At 69.1% G+C, this 19,467-nt stretch carries 17 protein-coding genes; 6 read left to right on the top strand and 11 right to left on the bottom strand.

From position 1 onward, the window contains the following. Window positions 1–24: 24 nt before the first annotated feature. The 4 genes from ACIBG8_RS09725 to ACIBG8_RS09710 all read right to left on the bottom strand — a co-directional run bounded on the left by ACIBG8_RS09725 (window position 25) and on the right by ACIBG8_RS09710 (window position 2,520). A complete protein-coding gene (locus ACIBG8_RS09725; RefSeq protein ID WP_397342216.1) occupies window positions 25–261 on the bottom strand; it encodes a hypothetical protein in 237 nt (78 codons plus the stop codon). Window positions 262–488: 227 nt separating this feature from the next. Next, complete coding sequence (locus ACIBG8_RS09720) at window positions 489–773, bottom strand: hypothetical protein (RefSeq protein ID WP_397342215.1); 285 nt, start codon at window positions 771–773, stop codon at window positions 489–491. Next, window positions 770–1,957, bottom strand: a complete 1,188-nt coding sequence (locus ACIBG8_RS09715; RefSeq protein ID WP_397342214.1) for an MFS transporter — start codon at window positions 1,955–1,957, stop codon at window positions 770–772. Before ACIBG8_RS09715 ends, ACIBG8_RS09720 begins: the two co-directional genes overlap by 4 nt. 32 nt (window positions 1,958–1,989) lie before the next feature. Further along, complete coding sequence (locus ACIBG8_RS09710; RefSeq protein ID WP_397342213.1) at window positions 1,990–2,520, bottom strand: hypothetical protein; 531 nt, start codon at window positions 2,518–2,520, stop codon at window positions 1,990–1,992. A 532-nt stretch (window positions 2,521–3,052) separates the two neighbouring features. On the opposite strand from ACIBG8_RS09710, the gene ACIBG8_RS09705 reads away from it, so the two are divergent. After that, complete coding sequence (locus tag ACIBG8_RS09705; RefSeq protein WP_397342212.1) at window positions 3,053–5,965, top strand: BTAD domain-containing putative transcriptional regulator; 2,913 nt, start codon at window positions 3,053–3,055, stop codon at window positions 5,963–5,965. A gap of 468 nt (window positions 5,966–6,433) precedes the next feature. Beyond that, a complete protein-coding gene (locus ACIBG8_RS09700; protein WP_397343916.1) occupies window positions 6,434–7,549 on the top strand; it encodes a serine hydrolase domain-containing protein in 1,116 nt (371 codons plus the stop codon). Window positions 7,550–8,255: 706 nt separating this feature from the next. Here ACIBG8_RS09700 and ACIBG8_RS09695 read toward each other — a convergent pair. The 3 genes from ACIBG8_RS09695 to ACIBG8_RS09685 form a co-directional block, all read right to left on the bottom strand. Next, window positions 8,256–8,696, bottom strand: coding sequence for a hypothetical protein (locus ACIBG8_RS09695; RefSeq protein WP_397342211.1), 441 nt, complete (start codon window positions 8,694–8,696; stop codon window positions 8,256–8,258). A gap of 593 nt (window positions 8,697–9,289) precedes the next feature. Further along, window positions 9,290–9,433: a hypothetical protein gene (locus ACIBG8_RS09690; RefSeq protein ID WP_397342210.1), complete on the bottom strand. Its 144-nt coding sequence runs from the start codon at window positions 9,431–9,433 to the stop codon at window positions 9,290–9,292. 281 nt (window positions 9,434–9,714) lie between these two features. Next, on the bottom strand, window positions 9,715–9,954 hold the full coding sequence (locus tag ACIBG8_RS09685; RefSeq protein ID WP_397342209.1) for a helix-turn-helix domain-containing protein: 240 nt from the start codon (window positions 9,952–9,954) through the stop codon (window positions 9,715–9,717). A 534-nt stretch (window positions 9,955–10,488) separates the two neighbouring features. On the opposite strand from ACIBG8_RS09685, the gene ACIBG8_RS09680 reads away from it, so the two are divergent. Further along, window positions 10,489–11,079 carry a TetR/AcrR family transcriptional regulator gene (locus ACIBG8_RS09680; RefSeq protein ID WP_397342208.1) on the top strand — a complete coding sequence of 197 codons (591 nt, stop codon included), beginning with the start codon at window positions 10,489–10,491 and terminating at the stop codon, window positions 11,077–11,079. After that, window positions 11,076–11,873, top strand: coding sequence for an SDR family oxidoreductase (locus ACIBG8_RS09675; RefSeq protein ID WP_397342207.1), 798 nt, complete (start codon window positions 11,076–11,078; stop codon window positions 11,871–11,873). The genes ACIBG8_RS09680 and ACIBG8_RS09675 overlap by 4 nt, the downstream gene beginning before the upstream one ends. Window positions 11,874–11,920: 47 nt before the next feature. Here ACIBG8_RS09675 and ACIBG8_RS09670 read toward each other — a convergent pair whose 3' ends face one another. The 4 genes from ACIBG8_RS09670 to ACIBG8_RS09655 all read right to left on the bottom strand — a co-directional run bounded on the left by ACIBG8_RS09670 (window position 11,921) and on the right by ACIBG8_RS09655 (window position 15,265). Next, a complete protein-coding gene (locus tag ACIBG8_RS09670) occupies window positions 11,921–12,712 on the bottom strand; it encodes an MBL fold metallo-hydrolase (RefSeq protein ID WP_397342205.1) in 792 nt (263 codons plus the stop codon). A 92-nt stretch (window positions 12,713–12,804) separates the two neighbouring features. After that, window positions 12,805–13,602: an alpha/beta hydrolase gene (locus ACIBG8_RS09665; protein WP_397342204.1), complete on the bottom strand. Its 798-nt coding sequence runs from the start codon at window positions 13,600–13,602 to the stop codon at window positions 12,805–12,807. A 9-nt stretch (window positions 13,603–13,611) separates the two neighbouring features. After that, the gene (locus ACIBG8_RS09660; RefSeq protein ID WP_397342203.1) at window positions 13,612–14,430 is read right to left on the bottom strand and encodes an alpha/beta fold hydrolase; all 819 of its coding nucleotides are present in this window, start codon (window positions 14,428–14,430) and stop codon (window positions 13,612–13,614) included. A 10-nt stretch (window positions 14,431–14,440) separates the two neighbouring features. Beyond that, complete coding sequence (locus ACIBG8_RS09655) at window positions 14,441–15,265, bottom strand: alpha/beta fold hydrolase (protein ID WP_397342202.1); 825 nt, start codon at window positions 15,263–15,265, stop codon at window positions 14,441–14,443. A gap of 160 nt (window positions 15,266–15,425) precedes the next feature. On the opposite strand from ACIBG8_RS09655, the gene ACIBG8_RS09650 reads away from it, so the two are divergent. Together ACIBG8_RS09650 and ACIBG8_RS09645 are read left to right on the top strand one after the other, a co-directional pair. Beyond that, on the top strand, window positions 15,426–17,705 hold the full coding sequence (locus ACIBG8_RS09650; RefSeq protein WP_397342201.1) for a helix-turn-helix domain-containing protein: 2,280 nt from the start codon (window positions 15,426–15,428) through the stop codon (window positions 17,703–17,705). Between the two features lie 109 nt (window positions 17,706–17,814). After that, window positions 17,815–19,161 carry a hypothetical protein gene (locus tag ACIBG8_RS09645; RefSeq protein WP_397342200.1) on the top strand — a complete coding sequence of 449 codons (1,347 nt, stop codon included), beginning with the start codon at window positions 17,815–17,817 and terminating at the stop codon, window positions 19,159–19,161. Window positions 19,162–19,467: the final 306 nt, after the last annotated feature.

Here is a 19,467-nt window from a genome sequence, read left to right as displayed (position 1 = left end):
ATCGCTGGGCGAAGATCTTCCCAGTCACTCCGGCCACCCTGCTGACCCAGCCCGCGCCGCAGCGGACCAACGTGGAAGCAGTTCCTGACCGCCCAGGCCGAACACATCGTCGCCGTCGACATCCTGCACGCCGACACCATCAACCTCAAACGCATCTACGCCCTGATCCTGCTCGAACACCGCAGCCGCCGCGCCCACCTGCTCGGCGTCACCGCCACCCCACAGGCGAATGGACCACTCAGGCCGCCGCAACTTCCTCATGGACACCGACACGACGAAACATCAAGTTCCTGATCCGCATACTCAGCGGCGCGGAGTATTGGCAAGGCCGGCAGTCCCTTCCCCTGCCGGTGCACGCGGCAGAGCGCCGTGGCCGCGTCGCCGGAGCGGACGGTGGCCTCGATCGGTTCGGGAGCACCCACGCGGTGCACAGCCTCGATCGTCGCTGTCCCCAGCCTCGCCACCGCTCGACGGCTCAGCGCACCGCTTTATGAGACGACGAGGATGGGGGCCGCTGGGTCGCCTGCGTAGGTTTGCATGGCTCGCAGAAGTCGTTCCAGATCGGAGGAGGTGAGGACGACGTCGACGTGGCCGTGGCGGGCGATCATCGGCAGGCAGGTGGTGCTCTGGGCGCACTGGCCCAGGTTGCCGCCGGCGATGGTCAGACCGCTGCGCTGGCAGGCTTCGATCGCGGGGGCCAGGTCGGCGCCGAAGGGGAAGATGAGCAGGGCTCGGCCGCCGGCGTAATGGGACAGGTCGACGGTGGTGGTCATACGGTCTCCTTGGTGAGGCGGACGGCCAGCGGTGCCAGCGCGCCGGCGAGGGTGAAGATCAGTCCGATGGTGAGCCAGCCCGCGATCCCGCCCGTGTCGATCAGGGGGACGGCGATGCCGGGCGTGATGGCGACGGCCAGGGATTGGGCCACCGAGAGCACGCTCTGGTACTCGGCCTGCGCGTGGGCGGGCGCCAGGCCGTAGGAGAGGGCGAATTCCCCGGCCATCACCCAGAGTTCCGCCAGCGCGATGAGCGCGACCCCCATGAGGAGCAGGCAGAAGGCGATGGGAGCGGGCATTCCCGAGGACAGGCCGATGAGGGCGAACGCGGCAAGGGCCGTGGCGCCGCCGCGCACCAGCGCGCGGCCGCCCTGGGTGAGCGAAGTGACACGGGCGGTGAACGGCACGGTCAGGACCGCGAGGGCGACCGAGGCGACGACGAGCACCACCGAGAGAGTCCACGGCGGCGCCGATGTCTGCCGGACGATCCACAGGGGCAGGACGACCTCGCTGATCGCCACCGTGGTGTAGAGAACCCCGCAGATCACGCAGACGGCCAGGTAGGGGAGGTCGCGCAGAGCTGCGCGTGCGCCCCGCGACGGCGCCGCGACCGGGGGCAGGTGCGGGAGCCTGGCGATGAGCAGCGGGCTGGCCGCCAGGAAGAGCGCGCACAGGGCGATCATCGTGCGGTACGCCCCAGGTGTGTCGAGATGCAGGGCGATCGCCGGGACCGCCATACCCGCGCACCCGGTGACCTGGGAGATCGTCTGGTTCTGCGCCCGCAGCGTGGTCGCCTGGTCGCCCGCCAGGTAGCCGACCAAGCCGCGAGACAGGCCTTGTGACACCGCAAGCGAGGCGCTGACCAGGACGGCGACGCCCACAAACGTCACAAAGTCGCTCACGAACAGCGCGAGGAGCGGGCCCGCCACCTGCAGGGTGTAGACGACGAGCGTGATCTCACGGATGCCGCGGCGATCGGCCAGCCGTCCGACCAGCGGGCCAGCGGCGAGGCCGGCAAGCCCGGCGAGGGTCAGCCCTGCGGCGACCTCGCCGGGCGATAGGCCCACCACGCGGGTGTAGTAGAGGACCGAGATCGTGGTCCACAACGCGAATCCCAGTCCGCGCGTCGCCACCGACAGATACAGCAGGCGGCGCGGGCCGGGCGGGGGTATGAAGGCAGTCACAGAGGGAGGATCCGCCCGCGACATATACGCGTTCATTGCGTGAGATCATCGCGCCCCGTCAAGGCCGGATCGACGGCGTAGGTGAAGTGCGGTACGGCAGGCCGTTCTCGCGGGAAACAGCCGCCCATGACGGCCGCCTCTCCGGACGATGAGCGAGTCATCACTTTGCAGGACGCGGCCTGATGATTCGCCTGCTTTTCGTTGACGTGAATGGCCGTCAAGCGGGCGTCAAGATTTTGATGATATGCGCCCGACAGGGTCCTGGCACATACGGATCCCACATCAGAAGAAGGGGAGGGGATTCCCATGCAGTTCAGGAGAAAGGCGGCCGCGGCCATCGTCTCCGCGGCGCTCGTCGCCCCGGTATTCGGTACGTCGGTGATACCGGTGCATGCGGCGGCTCGGGTGGGCGAGGTCGGCTGCGGGGGATCGGACGGCGCCTTCCCGGTGTATTCAACGCCTTCGGCATCGCCAAGGACATCGCCAAGGCCACCGAGGCGATCACCGAGATCCGCGAGACCATCCGCCAGGACACCAACGGCAAGGGGAACATCGTCGATCACCGAGGGCGGGGATGCGCGCGGGTGTGGGTGACCACGTCGGCGTTCGCCCCGCACGACCCCTATGGTTGGGCCGGTAAGGATCGGGCGCTGTCCTTTCACAGCTACTACGGGCTGAGCGTCTGGCGCCCCAACGGCTCGGGCGCGCAGCAGTGGCAGGTCTGGGACGAAGGCGGAGGGCGGTGGGCGCGGTCGGCGATCGGCAATCACCCGGTCCTGATCGTGCTTCCCACCAACAACTGGGATCTGCAGATGTTGACGGATAATTCCGGCGGCTCACGCCAGTGGAGAAGTTCGACCGTCAGCCTGACAGGAGCTGGCGTATCCGTAGCAAGTACAACATCGAGTACGGGTATCCGGACGTGGGCTGCATCGTCGCCACGAAGGGAACCGAGGATGACAATGCTCGCGCCCCGAACTGCGACGCCTGGTAACCGTTGGTCGTTCTGAAATTGTAGGTTTTATGGCCCTTGACGGCTTTCTGCTATTTTCATGGGTCACATATCCGTATTGAGTTGGTGTGGTCGGGGGATCCATGAGCCTGCGCTTTGCCGTTCTCGGCACGCCCGCGGCCTGGCGCGGGGACAGGCCCGTCGAGCTGGGGCCGCCGCAGCGGCAGGCGCTGCTGCTCGGCCTGCTGCTGCGGCAGGGGCGCAGCGCCTCGATGAGTGAGCTGATCGACGGCACGTGGGGGGAGGCGCCGCCGCCCTCCAGCGTGGGCGCCGTCCGCACGGCCGTTTCCCACCTGCGTAAGGTTCTCGAACCTGCGCGCGATGCCAAGCCGGCCGTCTTGGTGTCGCAGGGCGGCGGGTACGCGTTGCGCCTGCCAGACGACGCCGTCGACGCGGCCGTGTTCGAGGAGCTGCTCGACCGGGCGGGCCGCGAGGGGCCGCAGGACGCTCGCCGTACACTCGGCCGGGCACTGAAGCTGTGGACCGGCGAGGCGCTGTCCGGGGTTCCAGGGCCGTTCGCCGAGATGCACCGGAACCGGCTGGCCGAGCGCCGGCTGATGGCCGTCGAGTGGCGGCTGCGGCTCGACCTCGACACGGGCGAGCACGCCCCGGCGGTCGGCGAGCTGACCGCGCTCGTGGCCCAGCATCCGCTGCGCGAGCGGCTGCGGGCGCTGCTGATGGAGGCGTTGTACGGCACGGGCCGCCAGGCGGAGGCGCTGGCCGTCTACGCCGAGGTACGGCGGCTGCTTGATGAGGAGATGGGCGTGGAGCCCTCTCCCGAACTGTCCGACCTGCACCTGCGCATCCTGCGCGCCGATCCCGCGCTGGCCGCGCGCCGGCCCGCAGCCGTCGTGGTGACAAGCCCCGCGCCGACCTGGCTGCCTGCCGTACCCGCCGCGTTCACCGGACGTGAGCCGGCGGCCGCGACGCTACGCGCGGCGTTGTCGGTGCCCAAGCACGCCACCGCGCTGGTGATCCTTTCCGGGGCCAGCGGCGTCGGCAAGACCAGTCTGGCGGTGTCGGTGGCGCACGAGCTGGCCCCGCAGTTCGAGGACGGCCGGCTTTTCGCCGAGCTATCCGACATGACCGACGTCGCAGGGGTGCTCGGGTCCTTCCTCGATGCGCTGGGTGTCGAGGCAGGCAGGCAGCCGGACGGCGAGCCCGAGCGGATGGCGATGCTGCGGTCGCTGCTGTCCGGTCGCCGCGTCCTGATTGTGCTCGACAACGCCAGGGACGCCGCCCAGGTCATGGCGCTGCTGCCGGCCACGGCCGGCAGCGCGGTGCTGGCGACGAGCCGGGCCACGCTGGTCGGGCTGCCGTCGGCGCGCCATGTGAGCCTGGACGTCATGACGCAGGGCGAGGCGGTCGACCTGCTGTCTGCGGTACTGGGTGCCGGCCGGGTGCTGGCTGAGCGGCAGGCCGCCGAGCAACTGGCCGGTCTGTGCGGCCACCTTCCGCTCGCGCTGCGCATCGTCGCCTCGAGACTGGCCGTACGGCCAGCGTGGACGATCGGGGCGATGGTGGACAGGCTCGCCGACGAGCGCAGGCGGCTGACCGAGCTTCGAGCGGGATCCGACACCGTGGAAGCCTCCTTCGACCTGGCCTACCGGCAGCTCGACGGCGCGCAGGCCCGCGCGTTCCGGCTGCTCGCGCTGCCTGACGGTCCCGACCTGTCGCTCGCGGCCGCAGCTGCCGTGCTCGACGTGGGCGAGCAGGAGGCGGAGGGGCTGGCCGAGGGGTTGGTGGACCTCAACATGGTGGAATCGCCCGCGCCTGGCCGCTACCGCTTTCACGACCTGCTACGCCTGTACGCCAGGGGCCTGGCAGGCGAGCCGGAGCCGTGGCTGGCCCGGCTGCTCGGCTTCTACCTGGCCACAGGACAGGCAGGATACGCGACGGTCAATCCGCTCCAGGCGCTGACCACGCTGTTGCAACGGCCCACGCGTGGCGGCCTCGCCTTCGACGGCAAGCAGGCGGCCAGGGAGTGGTTCACCACCGAGCAGCCCGCCGTACTGGCCGCGGCGATGCAGGCGACGGGGGACCTCGTCGCGACGGCAGCCGATGTGCTGCTGACGTTCCCGGAGAGCGGCAGCACACCCGCGGCCCGCGTGTTCACCGCCGGGGAACGGATCGCGGCGGCGGCACCCGACGCCCGGGTCGAGAGCAGAGCCCGCTTCTTCCTCGGCCTGGCCTACTGGGACGCGGGCCGTCCAGCCGAGGGATACGCGCAGCTCGGGCGGGCGGTCGCGCTGGCCGACAGCGTGCAGGATCCGGTGGCCGCCTACAGCAAGCACATGCTCGGCCTTGACCGCATCAGGTTCGGCGACATGGACGAGGCGGAACATGTGCTGACCGAGGCGATCGAGGGGCTGCGGCAAGTCGGCGAGCGGCACTGGCTGGTATACGCGGGATCCAGCCTCGCCAGAGTCTGGTCCAGCCAGGATATGGCGGCCGAGGTGCTGGCCTGGGTGAACGCCAACCGCGACATGGAGCTGACCCGTCTGGACCCCGATCTTGCAGTGGAGATGGCCTTCTCCCGCGGTGACCGGCTCCTGGACCTGGGCCGGCACGTGCAGGCGATGGCCGAGCTCGAGGCGGCATTCACCGGGTTCCGCCAGGCGGGCAATCACCGCTTGGCGTGCAGCACGCGTCAGCGGCTCGCCGAGGTCCTGCTCGCCCTCGGGCGGCCTGCCGAGGCCGTGCGCCACGCCGAACTCGCCTACGCCCAGGTACGGGAGATGGACCTCAGCCTGCACAGCGGCAGGCTGGCGACGGTCCTCGGGCAGGCGCTCGCGGCACTCGGCCAGCACGACCGCGCCAGGACCTGCTGGCAGGAGGCCCTGGACACGCTCACCCCGCTGGGCGAACAACACTGGGCCGCCAGAGCCCGGTCTCTGCTCGACGGCATCGATCGAGAACACCTTCAGGCTGCGACGGCCACCCTTCCCGGCCAGGAAGGAGAGCGGCCCCACACGGCGATGATCGACACTGAGTGATGCGCGGGTGAGATGGCTTGTGCGGTTACTTGGTGTGGTCGCCGGGGACGTAGCGGTTCCAGGTTGCGCCGGCTTCGGCCGCGATGCGGGGGCTTGAAGGACGAGCTGGCGAAGGGCGGCCTGGGGATCATCAGCTCGCCGCTGTCGTGCGGTGGCATCGCCTGGGGCCATAGCGGCGTCATCCCGGGCTTACAGGACCTGGACCGCGGCCACCGACGACGGGCGCGCCGCCAGCGTCACGATGCCCCTCGAACCGAAACCGGTCAAGCCGTCCAGCACCTGAAAAGGCCGTGGGGCTTGTGCCGCTGAACCACACCTCCTGACCCGCGGTCTTGCGCCAAGTGGGCGCTGAGGCGTGGTGTAGCCAGCACCACCTCAAGCGGCCAGTGCGCGGGATCGAGGCGCGGCACGCCGAACCCTACGTTGGTCATCAACACCCAAACACCAACAAAGGGGATACGCGTGAACATGCGCACCACCACTGCCGCCTCTCTCGCGCTGGCCGCGCTCGCCATCGGACTCGCATCCGCACCGGCGCAAGCCGTACAGGCACCCGGCGCAGACCACGCCGCCTCACTACGGGAAGCCATGAACGAGGTCGTGCGCTCGGGCGGCGTCCTCGGAGTCCAGGCCAGGCTCACCGAGGTAGGCAAACCCACCGTACTCCACGCCGGGAAGGCCATGATCAACAGCGGTCGGCCGGTGCCGGCGGGCGGGTACTTCCGCATGGGCAGCGCCACCAAGACCTTCACCGCCGCCACCGTCCTGCACCTCGCCGGAGAGGGACGCATCAGGCTGGATGAGCCCATCGGCACCTACCTGCCCGGCCTGCTGCCTCGCCAGGACGACATCACGGTGCGGATGATCCTCCAGCACACCTCCGGAGTGCCCAACTACACCGACTCCCAGCCGATCCCCACCGTGGGCGAGCCGTACCTGAAGTACCGCTGGACCAAATTCACCGACGAGAAACTCGTCGCCGCCGCCCTCAAGCGGCCGCTGGACTTCGAGCCCGGCACCCGCTTCGCCTACTCCAACACCGGCTACGTGGTGCTGGGCATGCTGGTCAAGGCCGTGACCGGCAACACGTGGCAGAGCGAGGTGACCAAGCGCATCATCAAGCCGCTGGGGCTCAAGCACACCTCCGCCCCCGTCTACTCCACCCGGCTACCCGGCCCGCACGCACACGGATATATCAAAACAACCAAGGGCTACGCCGACGTCACCCGGCTCAACCCGAGCATCGCCAGCGCCGGCGGCGCGATGATCTCCACCACGGCCGACCTGACCACCTTCATCACCGCGTTGCAGTCCGGCAAGCTGCTCAAGCCCGCCCAACTCGCCGAGATGACCAGAACCGTCCCGATCGGTGCCCAGCTCGGCGCCTACGGCCTTGGCATACGGGAGATGACCACGACCTGCAACCGGAAGATCATCGGCCACACCGGAGGAATCCCCGGCTACCTCACGGCCATGTTCACCTCCACCGACGGCAAGACCCAGCTGGCCCTGTCCGCCAACGAGTCGACCCCGCCCGACATGGCCGCCTTCGGGAAAATGATCGACTCGGCCTTCTGCCATTAGACAATCGGGCGCGCGAGTGCGGCCTATCTCCTTGCTGGATGGTCACGACTCGGCTGGCGCGGGCGGTAGGCGAACCGTTAGCGGTAGGCCGCATGCCCAGCGCAGACCTGTTGCATGGAGCAGCCCTCGTTGTCGGCCACCACAAGGGTGACGCGCATGGGCCCGGCCGCGGTCCCGGGGCGGGGGAGGGCGGCGCCGTCGCCGAAATCCCATCTGGTATGCCCGACCCACGTCCCGGAGAATACGCCCGGCAGTCCCTCTGATCCCATCCCCAACAGGTCAGGCACTCACCACAGGCAAGGGCACCTACCTGTGGGAAGGTTGGTGGGCTCAGTTTTACCGGCAGGCCAGCTCGCTGGACGCTGCTGCGTGGCCGCGTCCCCGGCCGAGACGACGTCAGGGTGCGCGGCCGCTGCGCCCGTACACCGAGACCCAGCTCGCCGCCGCGGTGATCGACCCGCCGTCACTGCCCGGCGGCGGCTATGCCGTTACCGTCGACGACTACGGCGACTCCGTCCTGCTTGCCTGGGTCGTCCGTACCGGCCCGCCCCGCAATGTCAGGAACAGTCCGCTGCCGCACGCCCGGCTAAGGATTGATTTTCAGGTCAGATCAGACACCCTTCCTCGCAGGCGTCATGGCCTGCGAGGAAGCATGACCCCGGGATCGGGGCCTGTCCGCGTCTACTGGCCTACCGGCGGAGGCGGACTACTTGACGCAGTCTTCCTTCCTCCACTCGATCCGGATGACCGTCGCGGGGAGCCGGAGATCAGTCAACTCATGTCCCTGCGCGAGGTCGCCGTCCACAGCGCGGTGAACGCATCGAGCTGCACCTGTGCCGTCCCCATAGACGTAGGTCACCCAGACATGGTCATAGGTCTCGCGCTTGCCGTTGTTGAAGAAGGACCGGACGTTCTTGTACGGGCTGCCGGCCACGCTGGAGTACTTGCCGTCCGCTGGCCAGTTCTCCCCCCGACCGATACTGATCTTCGTCCCTGGGGAGATGACCTCTGTCGAATACACACAGAAGTCTCCGGCCGCGCAACCGTACGCGGGGGACGAGGAAAGGCTGCCTGCACTCGCAGGCGACGCGAACCCCAGCCCTACCAGGGAGACGGCAGCAGCAGCCACGATGAACCTTCTCAACATAAGATCTCCTTCGTTGGTTGCCTGAGCAAGCCCAGGCCCGTGAACCGCCACTCGCCAAGCAGGTGACGGCAGACAGCCCCCAGCGTTTGGCCGCTGGACAATCCGGAACCCGGATCCGCCACAGACGAACGTGATCGCGGTACCCGGGGGAGGAACGTCTGGACAACCATCAGCGATACGAGCTGTTCAATCAGGGCATCGGCCGTCGCAGTTCCACGCCATCAAGGTAGAAGAGACCCGTTGGGTCCAGGTTGGCTGCCTGTTGGGCTGTTGGGATCATCCGGCCGGACATGAACGCTGGCGAGCATTTCCCTAGCTCAGGCCCTTGATCACTCTCAGGTCCGGCCCCCCGCAGTGAGTACCGAAGTTACTGCGGCGGTGAACGCGATCACCTGCGGGAACGCGGGCTACCTGCAAGATCAGGTCTACGCTTTTACTGCGGCAGAGGTCCTGGCGTTCGATTCCGGCCGGATGGCCCCAGAACCCGCAGCCACTCGACCTTCTCCGACGGCAAGATCTGGTTCGGCGCAGAGTTCTCCGGCGGCGAAGTCAGGTTCGATGGCGCACAGTTCAGCGGCGGCACGATTGACTTCTCAAACGCGGCGAACTGGCATCCTGCGATCGAGGATCCGGAACCCGTTGAGCTGCTGCGCCGACCCAGGCGTGAAGGCGAGCAGTGCCACCGAGTCGTCGAAGACGGCCATGTTGATGGCATCCACGCCCAGCGACCAATCCACGACGCGGATCTCATGGAGTGGGCCCAGCGGTTCGTGCGGGAAACGTCAGCCTATCTACGACAGCCGACCTGCGTGGTTTCCTCATGGGTGAACCCAAGGAAATACTCCGGCGGTCGATGCCGGATAAAGGTTGTCATAATCCGGAACCTGGCCCGGCTCACCTCGGCGAGCATGGCTCGATAGAGCTCCCGGCCAGACAGATGCCAGGGTGCTCCTGGCGTGTCAACGCCGGTTGGACGCTCAGTGACGGGTCCCGCGCCGAGCGCCCGGTCGGTTACGGCTCAGCGGTGCTTCCACGCCCTCACGTCACCTTCGCAGGTGAGCACGAGTGCCTCCGTCTGTTCCCGGGAGGGAAAGCGATGGCCGTTGAGGATCCCCGACACCGTCGCGTGACTGCAGTGCATCGCGCTTGCGAGCGTTTGCTGCTTCGGTCGCCCCGCTTGCCGATGAAGGTCCCTCAGTTCCAGGGCGAAGCGTTCCCGCGGGAGATCAGGATCGAGGCTGCGCGAACGCGATGTCATGTCAGCCATTGTCCGTCGATGTCCGTGACGTCAGCCACTGTTCTTCCACGAACGACGACAACGGACGAGCGAACGATGAAGGCGACTACATCTCCATCCAGGAGGCAGAGCTTCACGAAGGGGAACCGGCATGAGGAACACGCGAGACGGCATCGCTCCGTGGGTTGATCACCGTCCTGTCATACCGCGCGGACCTGGAGATTTGTCGTGATCGTTCTCACGGTCGCCGGCTCGACCTTCGTGGCCTGCGTACTTGCCATGACCGCCTTACTTTCTTCCTACGTCCTTAGAACTCTGGGTATGAGGTTTCCAGCGAGGCGTGGGGGAGAGTCCGCAGGAACGATCTGCTGCGTACTGAGGAGCCGGACGACCCCGATCGCAACGAGGCCTGGCCGACCCGATCCCCGACCCCCAGAAGCGCGAGTGACCACGCCCTGTTACTGGCACCGAGTGTCGCGGCTTGCTCAAAGTTATCCACTCGGATAAAGTTATCCGGGTGGATTACTTTGCTTGCCGCAGAGCGGCGCCACGACCATGATCACTCGCCAGGCCGCCACAGCGGCCCGCAGGGAGCAGATCGCCCGTACCGCGATCGCCGTGCTGGCCGCGCGCGGCTCCCAGGCCACCACCTTCGAGGCCATCTGCCAGGAGGCGGGGCTCAGCAGCAAACGGCTGATCACCTACCACTTCTCCAGCAAGGACGAGCTGTTCACGGCCGTGGCCGACCAGGTCGTCGCCGACAGCGAGACCTACATGCAGGCCGCCCTCGAAGGTCTGACGGACGCGCGCGAGCTGCTCGCCGCGGTCATCCGGGCGAACGTGGCGTTCATCGCGGAGCACGCGCAGGAGGTGGAGGCGCTCCGGCAGATCCTCCTCAACGGCGGCCTGAGCGACTGGGAGCGCTACCACGTCGAATCGCAGAACCGCCTGGCAGGCCTGTTCGAGGACGGGCAGCGCGCCGGTGTCTTCCGGCCGTTCGATCCGCGGGTCATGGCGGCGGCGCTACGGGCCTCGATCGACAGCATGGCCCCGCTCATCGCCACCGGCCTCGACCCCGCCAGCTGCGCGGAGGAACTCGTCCAGCTCTTCGAGCGCAGCACCCGCACAGGAAAGGAAGGGCAATGACCTCCAACGGAGTCGCCGGACGGACATACGTCGTGACCGGCTCGGCATCGGGCATCGGCGCCGCGACGGCGGCGCTGCTCCGCGAGCGTGGCGCCAAGGTCATCGGTTGCGACCTCAACGCGGAGAACGACACCGACATCCAGGCCGACCTGTCCACACCTGACGGCCGTCAGGCCCTGGTCGACCAGGTGACAGGACGCGGACCCGTCGACGCCGTGCTCGCCGTCGCCGGAGGCGGCAAGACCGGCCTGCTCGAAACGAACTACTTCGGCACAGTCGCGACCCTCGAAGGGCTCCGGCCCCTGCTCGCCCGGAGCGAAGCGCCCAGAGCCGTGGTGGTGTCCTCGACCTCATCGCTGGCGCCAGCCGACGAGCGCGTCGTGCAGGCATGTCTCGACGGGGACGAAGCCGCCGCCGTCTCGTACGTGCTGGCTGAGCCGTCCATCGGAGGCCCAACCGGTGCGTACGGCATAGCCAAGCGCGCCCTGAACCGCTGGGTGCGCAGGGTTGCCCCGACTCCGGAGTGGGCGGGAGCCGGAATCGCGCTCAACGCCGTCGCACCCGGCGTCGTCGACACCCCGGCAGCCTCGTGGATCTTCGCGAGCGAGGAGATCCGTACGGCTGTGGAGGCCTCGTCGCCGCAACCGTTCGGCGGCTTCCCCGGGCGGCCGGAGTGGGTCGGCGAGCTCATCTGCTGGCTCGCCTGCGCCGACAACCGTTTCGTCACCGGCCAGGTCATCTTCGCCGACGGCGGCGCGGAGACGGCGCTGGTCGGAGACCTCCACTGGCGATGAGAGCCGTGTCCGGGCTCTGACCTGTGCAAGAGGCCAACCCGATGAGGTCAGATCTGGAGCTGTGCCGCCGCACCTCGGGGGAGCCACTGGAACAGGGCGCTGATCTCGTTCGGTGCCCGCGACAGGTCGCGTTCCACGCCGTCGCGGTCCTGCCGGAAATGCTCCCAGCCCTCGTAATGGACCGGCAGCACCGTGCGCGGGGTGAAGGCCTGGCACAGCCGTACGGCATGCCGCGCGGTCATCGTGTAACGCAGCGGCCCGGTCAGGGGGAAGCCGACGCCGCCCAGATGGAGCAGGACGGTGCCGGGCCGGATCGCGGCGGCGGCCCGGCGCAGCGCACGGTGGTAGACGGTGTCGCCGGTGATCCAGAGCGGGCCGTACGTCTGGCCTGGCCAGGTCAGGGCGAATCCGATCACCTCGCCGGTGATCGGGCGGCTCAGCGGCGGGCCGTGTCTGCAGGGGGTGGCCAGGATGTCGATGGGCGGGCGGCCGGGCGCCTCCAGGCGGGTCGACTGGCCGGCTCGTAAGCCGCGAGCCGCCACCGGCAGGGCACGGGCTCCCGGCCGGGTGGTCACCACGGTCCCCGCGCCCGGCAGCATGGACCGGCCGCTGAGGTCGAGGTTGTCGCCGTGGTGGACGTGGGTGAGCAGGATGGCGTCGATGGGTGGCAGATCGGTGGCGGCCATGGCTGGTCCGGTGAGTTTGCGTGAGGAGGTGCCCCACCCGAAGGAGTAGGTCTGCCCGGGAGCGTCGAAGGTGGGATCTGTGAGCAGGTGCCAGCCGCCGAACTCGATGAGCACGGTCGGTCCGCCGATATGGGTGAAGTGGACGTTCGTCACGTGACCGTTTCCTTTGCGTGGTGAGGGCCCGGGTCGGTCGTGCTGAAGTGCAGGTCCGGCGTGGCGGTGTCGTCACGCCGGACCTGCTCGCCTCAGCCGGCGTGCCTGAGCGCCCAGTCCAGGGCGTGATCGGCGACCTCGTCCCAGCCCTGCTGGGCGGGGATCAGGTGGGAGCGGCCCGGGAACTCGACCACGTCGGTGATCGTGTCCTGCGCCTTGTAGTGCTTGGCGTTGGACCGCTGGATCTTCGGCGGCATGAGGTTGTCGTGCTCGCCGGAGATGAACAGCAGCGGCTTGCGCGCGTTGTTGTGGTAGTCGACGTAGGTGTCGTCCTTGCCTGGGTGGATGTTGGCCAGCGCGCTGCCCCAGAAGATCGAGCCGGATGCCGGGACGTGGTAGCGCTCGTAGGTGGCCCGCGCCTCGTCCTCGGGGAAGGTGTTGGTGAAGGCGTAGCGCCAGTGCTCGAAGTCGAGGCCGACCGCCTTGTGCCGGTTGGCCGGATTCCTGAGCATCGGGAAGGAGGCCTTGACCTGCGACAGCGGGATGACCTTCACCCCCTCGGTCGGGGCCGAGTTGACTGCCACACCGGCCGCGCCGTACCCGTGGTCGAGCAAGATCTGGGTGAACACCCCGCCCGCGGAGTGGCCCATCAGGATCGGCGGCTTGTCCAGGCTGCCGACCAGCTTCTCGAGGGAGTCGATGATCTCGGGTACGGTGACCCGCTCGATGGGCGCGGGGTCGGCGTTGAGCGCTTCGACCTCGACCTCGAAGCCGGGGTAGGCGGGGGCGAGCACCCGGAACCCCTTGGCCTCGTAGTGGGCGATCCAGTTCTCCCAGCTGCGCGGGGTGACCCAGAAGCCGTGGATCAGGACGATCGTGTCGGGTTTCATCGGCATCTCCTAGCGGGTGGCGGCGTAGGCGGCGAGGATGACGGCCGTGGCCGCGGCGGGGTGGGAGATCATGACGACGTGCGAGGAGTTGATCTCGGTGACCTTGCTGCCTGCGCGCTTGGCCATGAAGCGCTGGGCGGCGGCCGGGATGACCTTGTCCTGGGCCGGGATGAGGTACCAGGACGGGACGGTCTTCCAGGCGGGCGCGCCGCTGGGTCCCGACAGTCCCTCGACGCTGCCCGGCCGCTGGGTGGCGGCCATCAGCCGGGTGGTGGACTCGGGCAGGTCGGCGGCGAACACCGCGCGGAACCTGGCGGGGTCGATGTAGCCGTCGGTCCCGGGCTCGGTACGGCCGGGCACCGGGTACTGCCGCGCGATCAGGGCCGCGCCGAGTTCGCTGCCGGGGAACTGCTGGGCGAGTTGCAGCGCGCTCTCGCCCTCGTCGGGGGCGAAGGCGCCGAGGTAGACCAGGGCCTTGACGTTGCCGTGCCCGCGTGCGGCGTTGGTGATGACGATGCCGCCGTAGGAGTGGGCGGCCAGGATGACCGGTCCGGCGATGGTGTCGAGGACGCTGGAGATGTAGGCGGCGTCTCCGGCGGTGTCCCTCAGCGGGTTGGCCGGGGCGATGACGGGGAAGCCCGCACGTTGCAGCAGGCCGATGACCTGGTTGAAGCCGGAGGCGTCGGCGAAGGCGCCGTGCACCAGGACCACGGTCGGCTTGGCGGCGGCCGCGGAGGCGGAGCCGGTTGCTCCGCTCAGGCCGAGGATCAGGGCACAGCTCGTGACGAGGGCGCCCAGCAGGCGGCCGGCTCGGCGTAGGAGGGTCACGTCATGCTCCTCAGGAGTTCACGAAGGCGAGAAGGTCGGCGTGCAGGCGGTCGCGGTCGGTGTCGGGCAGGGCGTGCCCGCTGCCCTCGTACACCTTGAGGACAGCGCCGTTGATCATTTCGGCCGACCGCTTGCCCCCGACCTCGAACGGCACGATCTGGTCGTCGTCACCGTGGATGACCAGCGTGGGAACGTCGATCTTGGCGAGGTCCGGCCGGAAGTCGGTGGCGGAGAAGGCCGCGATGCACTCGTAGGCGCCGCGGTGCCCGCAGGCCATGCTCTGCAGCCAGAACGCGTCCCTGAAGCCCTGGTCGACGTCCTGCTTGCGGTTGTGCCCGAAGAACGGGCCGTCGGCCAGGTCGCGGTAGAGCTGGGACCGGTTCGCGACCTCGCCCGCGCGAATGGCGTCGAAGACCTCGATCGGCAGGCCCTCGGGGTTGTCCTCGCCGCGCAGCATGAGGGGTGGTACGGCCGACACCAGGACCAGCTTCGAGACGCGGTCGCTGCCGTGCCGGCCGAGGTAGTGGGCGACCTCCCCGCCGCCGGTCGAGTGCCCGACCAGGGTGAGGTCGCGCAGGTCGAGTTGCTCGATCAGGCAGGCCAGGTCGTCGGCGTAGGTGTCCATCTCGTTGCCGTGCCAGGTCTGCGACGAGCGGCCGTGACCGCGCCGGTCGTGGGCGATGGCGCGGTGCCCGTGCGCGGCGAGGAAGAGGGCGGCGGCTTCCCAGGCGTCGGAGTTGAGCGGCCAGCCGTGGCTGAGCAGAACCGGCGAACCCCCGGTTCCCCAGTCCTTGTAGAAGATCGCGGTCCCGTCGGCGGTGGTCACGTAAGGCATGTCGGATTCCCTTGCTTGACGTGGGCTTTCTGGTCTTCATCCAAGTCGCGGGGCCCCTGGTACGACCATGAAGAACCGCACGCAGAAGTAGCGCCGATCCACGATCCGGACACGTTGATCCACAACCGGCGCGACCCGGTAGATTCGGTAGATTCGGTTCATGGTCAGCCAGTTCGGTCTGCTCTTACGGCGTCTGCGGCAAGACGCCAAGCTGACGCTCGAGGAGCTTTCCGCCGCGTCGGGGGTGAGCGCGCGAGCCATCAGCGACATGGAACGTGGCCGTAGCCGCGGGCCGCAACGCCGTACGGTGGACGCCCTGGCCGACGCCCTCAAGCTCGACGACGACCGGCGGACGGCGCTGACCGACGCCGCGCAGGCGGGCCGTCCGAGGCCGACCGGCCCCGCGCCGGGTTCGTGCGAACTGCCACGCGGCGTGGGCGACTTCACCGGGCGAGCCGCGGAACTGTCCCTGTTGCGCCGGCTGGCCGAGCAGGCAGGCGCGCCGGCCGCGAACGTCGCCACTGTCTCCGGCACCGGCGGGCTCGGCAAAACCGCCTTGGCCGTGCATGCCGCCGAGCACCTGGCGGACCTGTTCCCCGACGGCCGCTACTACCTCGACCTGCGCGGCATGGACGCCACGCCCCTGCATCCAATGGTGGCGCTGTCGCGCCTGCTCAAGGCGCTCGGCGTCCCGGAGAACAGGATCCCGGGCGACGAGGAGGAGCGGGCGGGACACTACCGCGCGCTGCTGCGCCGGCGCAGGTGCCTGATCGTCCTGGACAACGTCGCCCACGAGAGCCAGGCCCGCCCGCTGCTGCCACCGGAAGGCGCCGGGATGGCCATCGTCACCAGCCGCAGGACCCTCGCCGGGCTGGAGGGCGTGCGGCAGATCCCGCTGGCTCCACTGTCCGGCGAGGAGACGGTCGGCCTGCTGCGCACGATCGTGGGCGAGGAACGTTCCGGGTCGGACGCGGCAGGCCTGACCAGACTGGCCGAACTCTCCGGCTACCTGCCGCTGGCCGTACGCATCGTCGGCAACCGGCTGCAGAGCCGTCCGGGATGGACGCCCAGCCAGCTGGCCGGACGGCTGGACGACGAGGAACGCCGGCTGGAGGCCCTGGCGGTCGGCGACCTGGCCGTCGCCGCCGCCTTCGCGCTCTCCTACGAGCAGCTGTCCGGTAGGGCACGCCTGGTCTTCCGGCGCCTGGCCCTGGCCGCGGCACCTGACTTCGGGGTGGCGCTGACCGCGATCCTGAGCGAGACGGAGCCGGACGAGGCAGATGACGCGCTGGAGGAACTGGTCGAGCTGGGCCTGCTGCAGTCGCCGTACGTCGCCCGCTACCGCTTCCACGACCTGGTCCGCCTGTTCGCCCGCGCACAGCTGGCCAAGGAGGAATCGATCGAGGCGCAGCACGCCGCGCGACGGCGGATGGAGAGCTGGCTGCTGGAGGTGGCGGTCCTGGCCGGGCGGTGGTTCGAGCCGGGGTACGGCGAGCCGCCGCCGGGCTGGCGCTCCCTGGTCACGCTCGACAGCCGGGAGGAGGCCAGCGACTGGCTGCAGACGGAGGGTACGGCCTGGCTGGAGGCGCTGCGCTCGGCGGCGAGGCAGGGCGAGCACGCGACGGTCGTCGAGGTGGCCGAGTCCATGCACTGGTTCTCCGACCAGTGGATGTACTGGGGCCACTGGCGCGAGATCTTCGAGCTGTCTTCCGGCGCGGCGCGAGCCATGGGCGACCAGCTCCAGGAGTCAATTCATCTCGGCTACCTGTCCTGGGCCCTGGTCTACTGTGAAGGCCGCGTCGCCGAGGGCGAGGCGGCCGCGTTGCGGGCGGTGGACCTGGCGCAGGCGGCCGGCGACGTACGGCACCAGGGCTGGGCACTGCTCTACGCCGCGTGGGCCATTCAGGATGATCGGGCCAGGCAGGAAAGCGCATTGGACCATCTCAGGCGGAGTGCCGAGCTCCTGCGCCTGGCCGGAGATCTGGAGGGGTACCCGCAGGCCATGACCACCATCATGGTGGCGCTGGGCCGACTGGGGCGGCTGGAGGAGATGGTGGAGCACAGCCTGGCCTACCTGGCCGTGCTTCGGGATCCCGCCTACGGTGGCGATCCGGCCATCACCTCCTACAGCATCGGCGTGACCCTGCACAACCTGGGAGCCGCCTACCTCAAACTCGAACGGTGGGATGAGGCGATCGACGTCATCCACGAGGCACTGCCCGAACTGAGCGCGCACCCGATCGCCCTGGTCCTGGGTCATGCTCACCACAACCTGGGAGTCGCGTTGACGAAGACGTCCCGCGTCGAGGAGGCACGCGAGACGTTGGAGGAGGCGCGCCGAATCCTCGAGGCGGCCGGCGAGACCGAGGTTGTGGCCCAGGTGATCCAGGAGCTGGCCGACCTGCCCGAGCGGGTCGGCCGCCTGCCTGGTTCTTGTTGATCTGCCGGCACGATGCCCGCGGTAGTGACTTGCGGGAACGCGACGGGGACTGCGGTGGCTGAACTGCACGTCTTGAATCTGACGCGAAGTCCACTGGATGATCACACCCATGCCGACAACCACGAGGATCTGGGCCGCCGCAGCGGCTGCGGTGGGAGTGCTCGTCCCCCTGGCCACCTCCATGAGGCTGGGCTGGGCGGAGGCGACCCTCATCCCGAGCCGCATCGAGTGGGGCCCCTACGCCCTGGTGCCCACCCTGGTTCCCGTGATGGCCGTCATCGCCGGGCTCGTCCTGATCCGCTGGTGGTCCTGGTTGCTGGCTGCGGGAACGCTGTTGTGCGTCCCGATGGCGGCCGCCCTGTACCTTCCCTCGCTGGGCGGGCACACCAGTGTCAACTACTTCGCTCAGGCCGGTGGGGCGCTGACCCTGGTTGCGGTATTGGGCGCGGCGCAGGAGCTCATGGCGCAGGGGAAACGTGCCTGGGCCGCCACGATCGCGGGCAGCGCGGTGGGGGCCGGGGTCGTGGCAGCCGCCCTGCTCGGCGCGACCTGGTTGCGCGCCGATTCCGCGCTGGCGTACGTGGCGGCCGTGCCGACCCTGCTCGCGGTCATGGCGGCGGTCCTCGCCCTGGTCCTGCACCCCGGCGCCGCCGCGTTCCGCCCGTCGGCCAGGGTGACCGTACTCGGCTCGCTGGCCGCGCTCCTGGCCTTCGTCCCCGCGTTCGCCACGCCGGAGCGGATCAGCTCGGTGCTGGAGGTCTCGCTGGCTTCCCTGGGTCGCCGGCCGTACATCCTGGTTGCCGTCATCGGTCTGGCGATCCTTGCGGCCGCCGCGCTGCTCGCGGCGATCACCGGCCCCTGGGCGGGGCCGAGTGCGGCCGGTGCGGCCCTGGTGCAGGTGGGCGTCGTCGTCCCGCTCCTGCTGACCTCCGCTTCCGTGGCCCACCATCCCGGGTACGGCACGCTGACCGGGCTGGCGGGGTTCGCCGCGGGTTGTGCCGCGGGTGCTTCACGGTGGCGGACGCAGCTCGCGGTCACCGGCGGCGTCCTGTCTGCGCTGCTCCTGCTGCTTGCCCTGGCCGCGACGGGCGGCGAACCCGAGAAGATCGTCTCAGCGGCCTGGATCCCCGGCGGCCTGCTGCTCGCCGTGCTGGTGGCCACCGTGACCTGCACGGTAGCCTCCTGCGCCGAACCGGCCGCGTTGCGCGGCGGCCTCCCCGCGGTCCTCGGTCCTATCGCAGGTGCGCTGGTGATCGGCGGTAGGTACGTGTCCCCTCTGACCCAGCTCAATGACGGCGAACCAGCCTCCGGCTACCTCGGCGGCAGCCGCCACCTGGAGATCTCGGCCGGTCTGTTGCTCGCCGCCGCCCTGGTGGTCGCGGCCCTCGCGCTCGCCTCGGCCCTGCGGCGCAACAGATCCCGGGTACGGCAAGGCGGAATCGCTCCCTCGGATTGAGCGCGGTTCCGGCCGCCTGCTGATGCCCTGCGACATCCGGGAAACTGCGAGGTCGTCATCGCCCCAAACGTGGGGCACTTTCCATGGCTGGAAGCACCTGGCGCTCCGCGCTGCAGTGGCCGGGTGACGGGTCAACGATCCCGTACGCCGGAGGTGCACAGCCGAGGAGTTCGGTCTAGGGGATCGGCGTCGTGGGTCAGGGTCTCTTCGAGCAGAAGGTTTCCCTGCGGAGCTGGTCACGCTAGATCAACCACGCAGAAGCGATTCTGTTTTCCTGCCAACCTTTTCCGGCGCCTTCGCGTTGAT

The sequence above is a fragment of the Nonomuraea sp. NPDC050556 genome (assembly GCF_044457355.1).
Classification (GTDB): Bacteria; Actinomycetota; Actinomycetes; order Streptosporangiales; family Streptosporangiaceae; genus Nonomuraea.
This window is presented reverse-complemented; position numbering and strand designations above follow the sequence as displayed.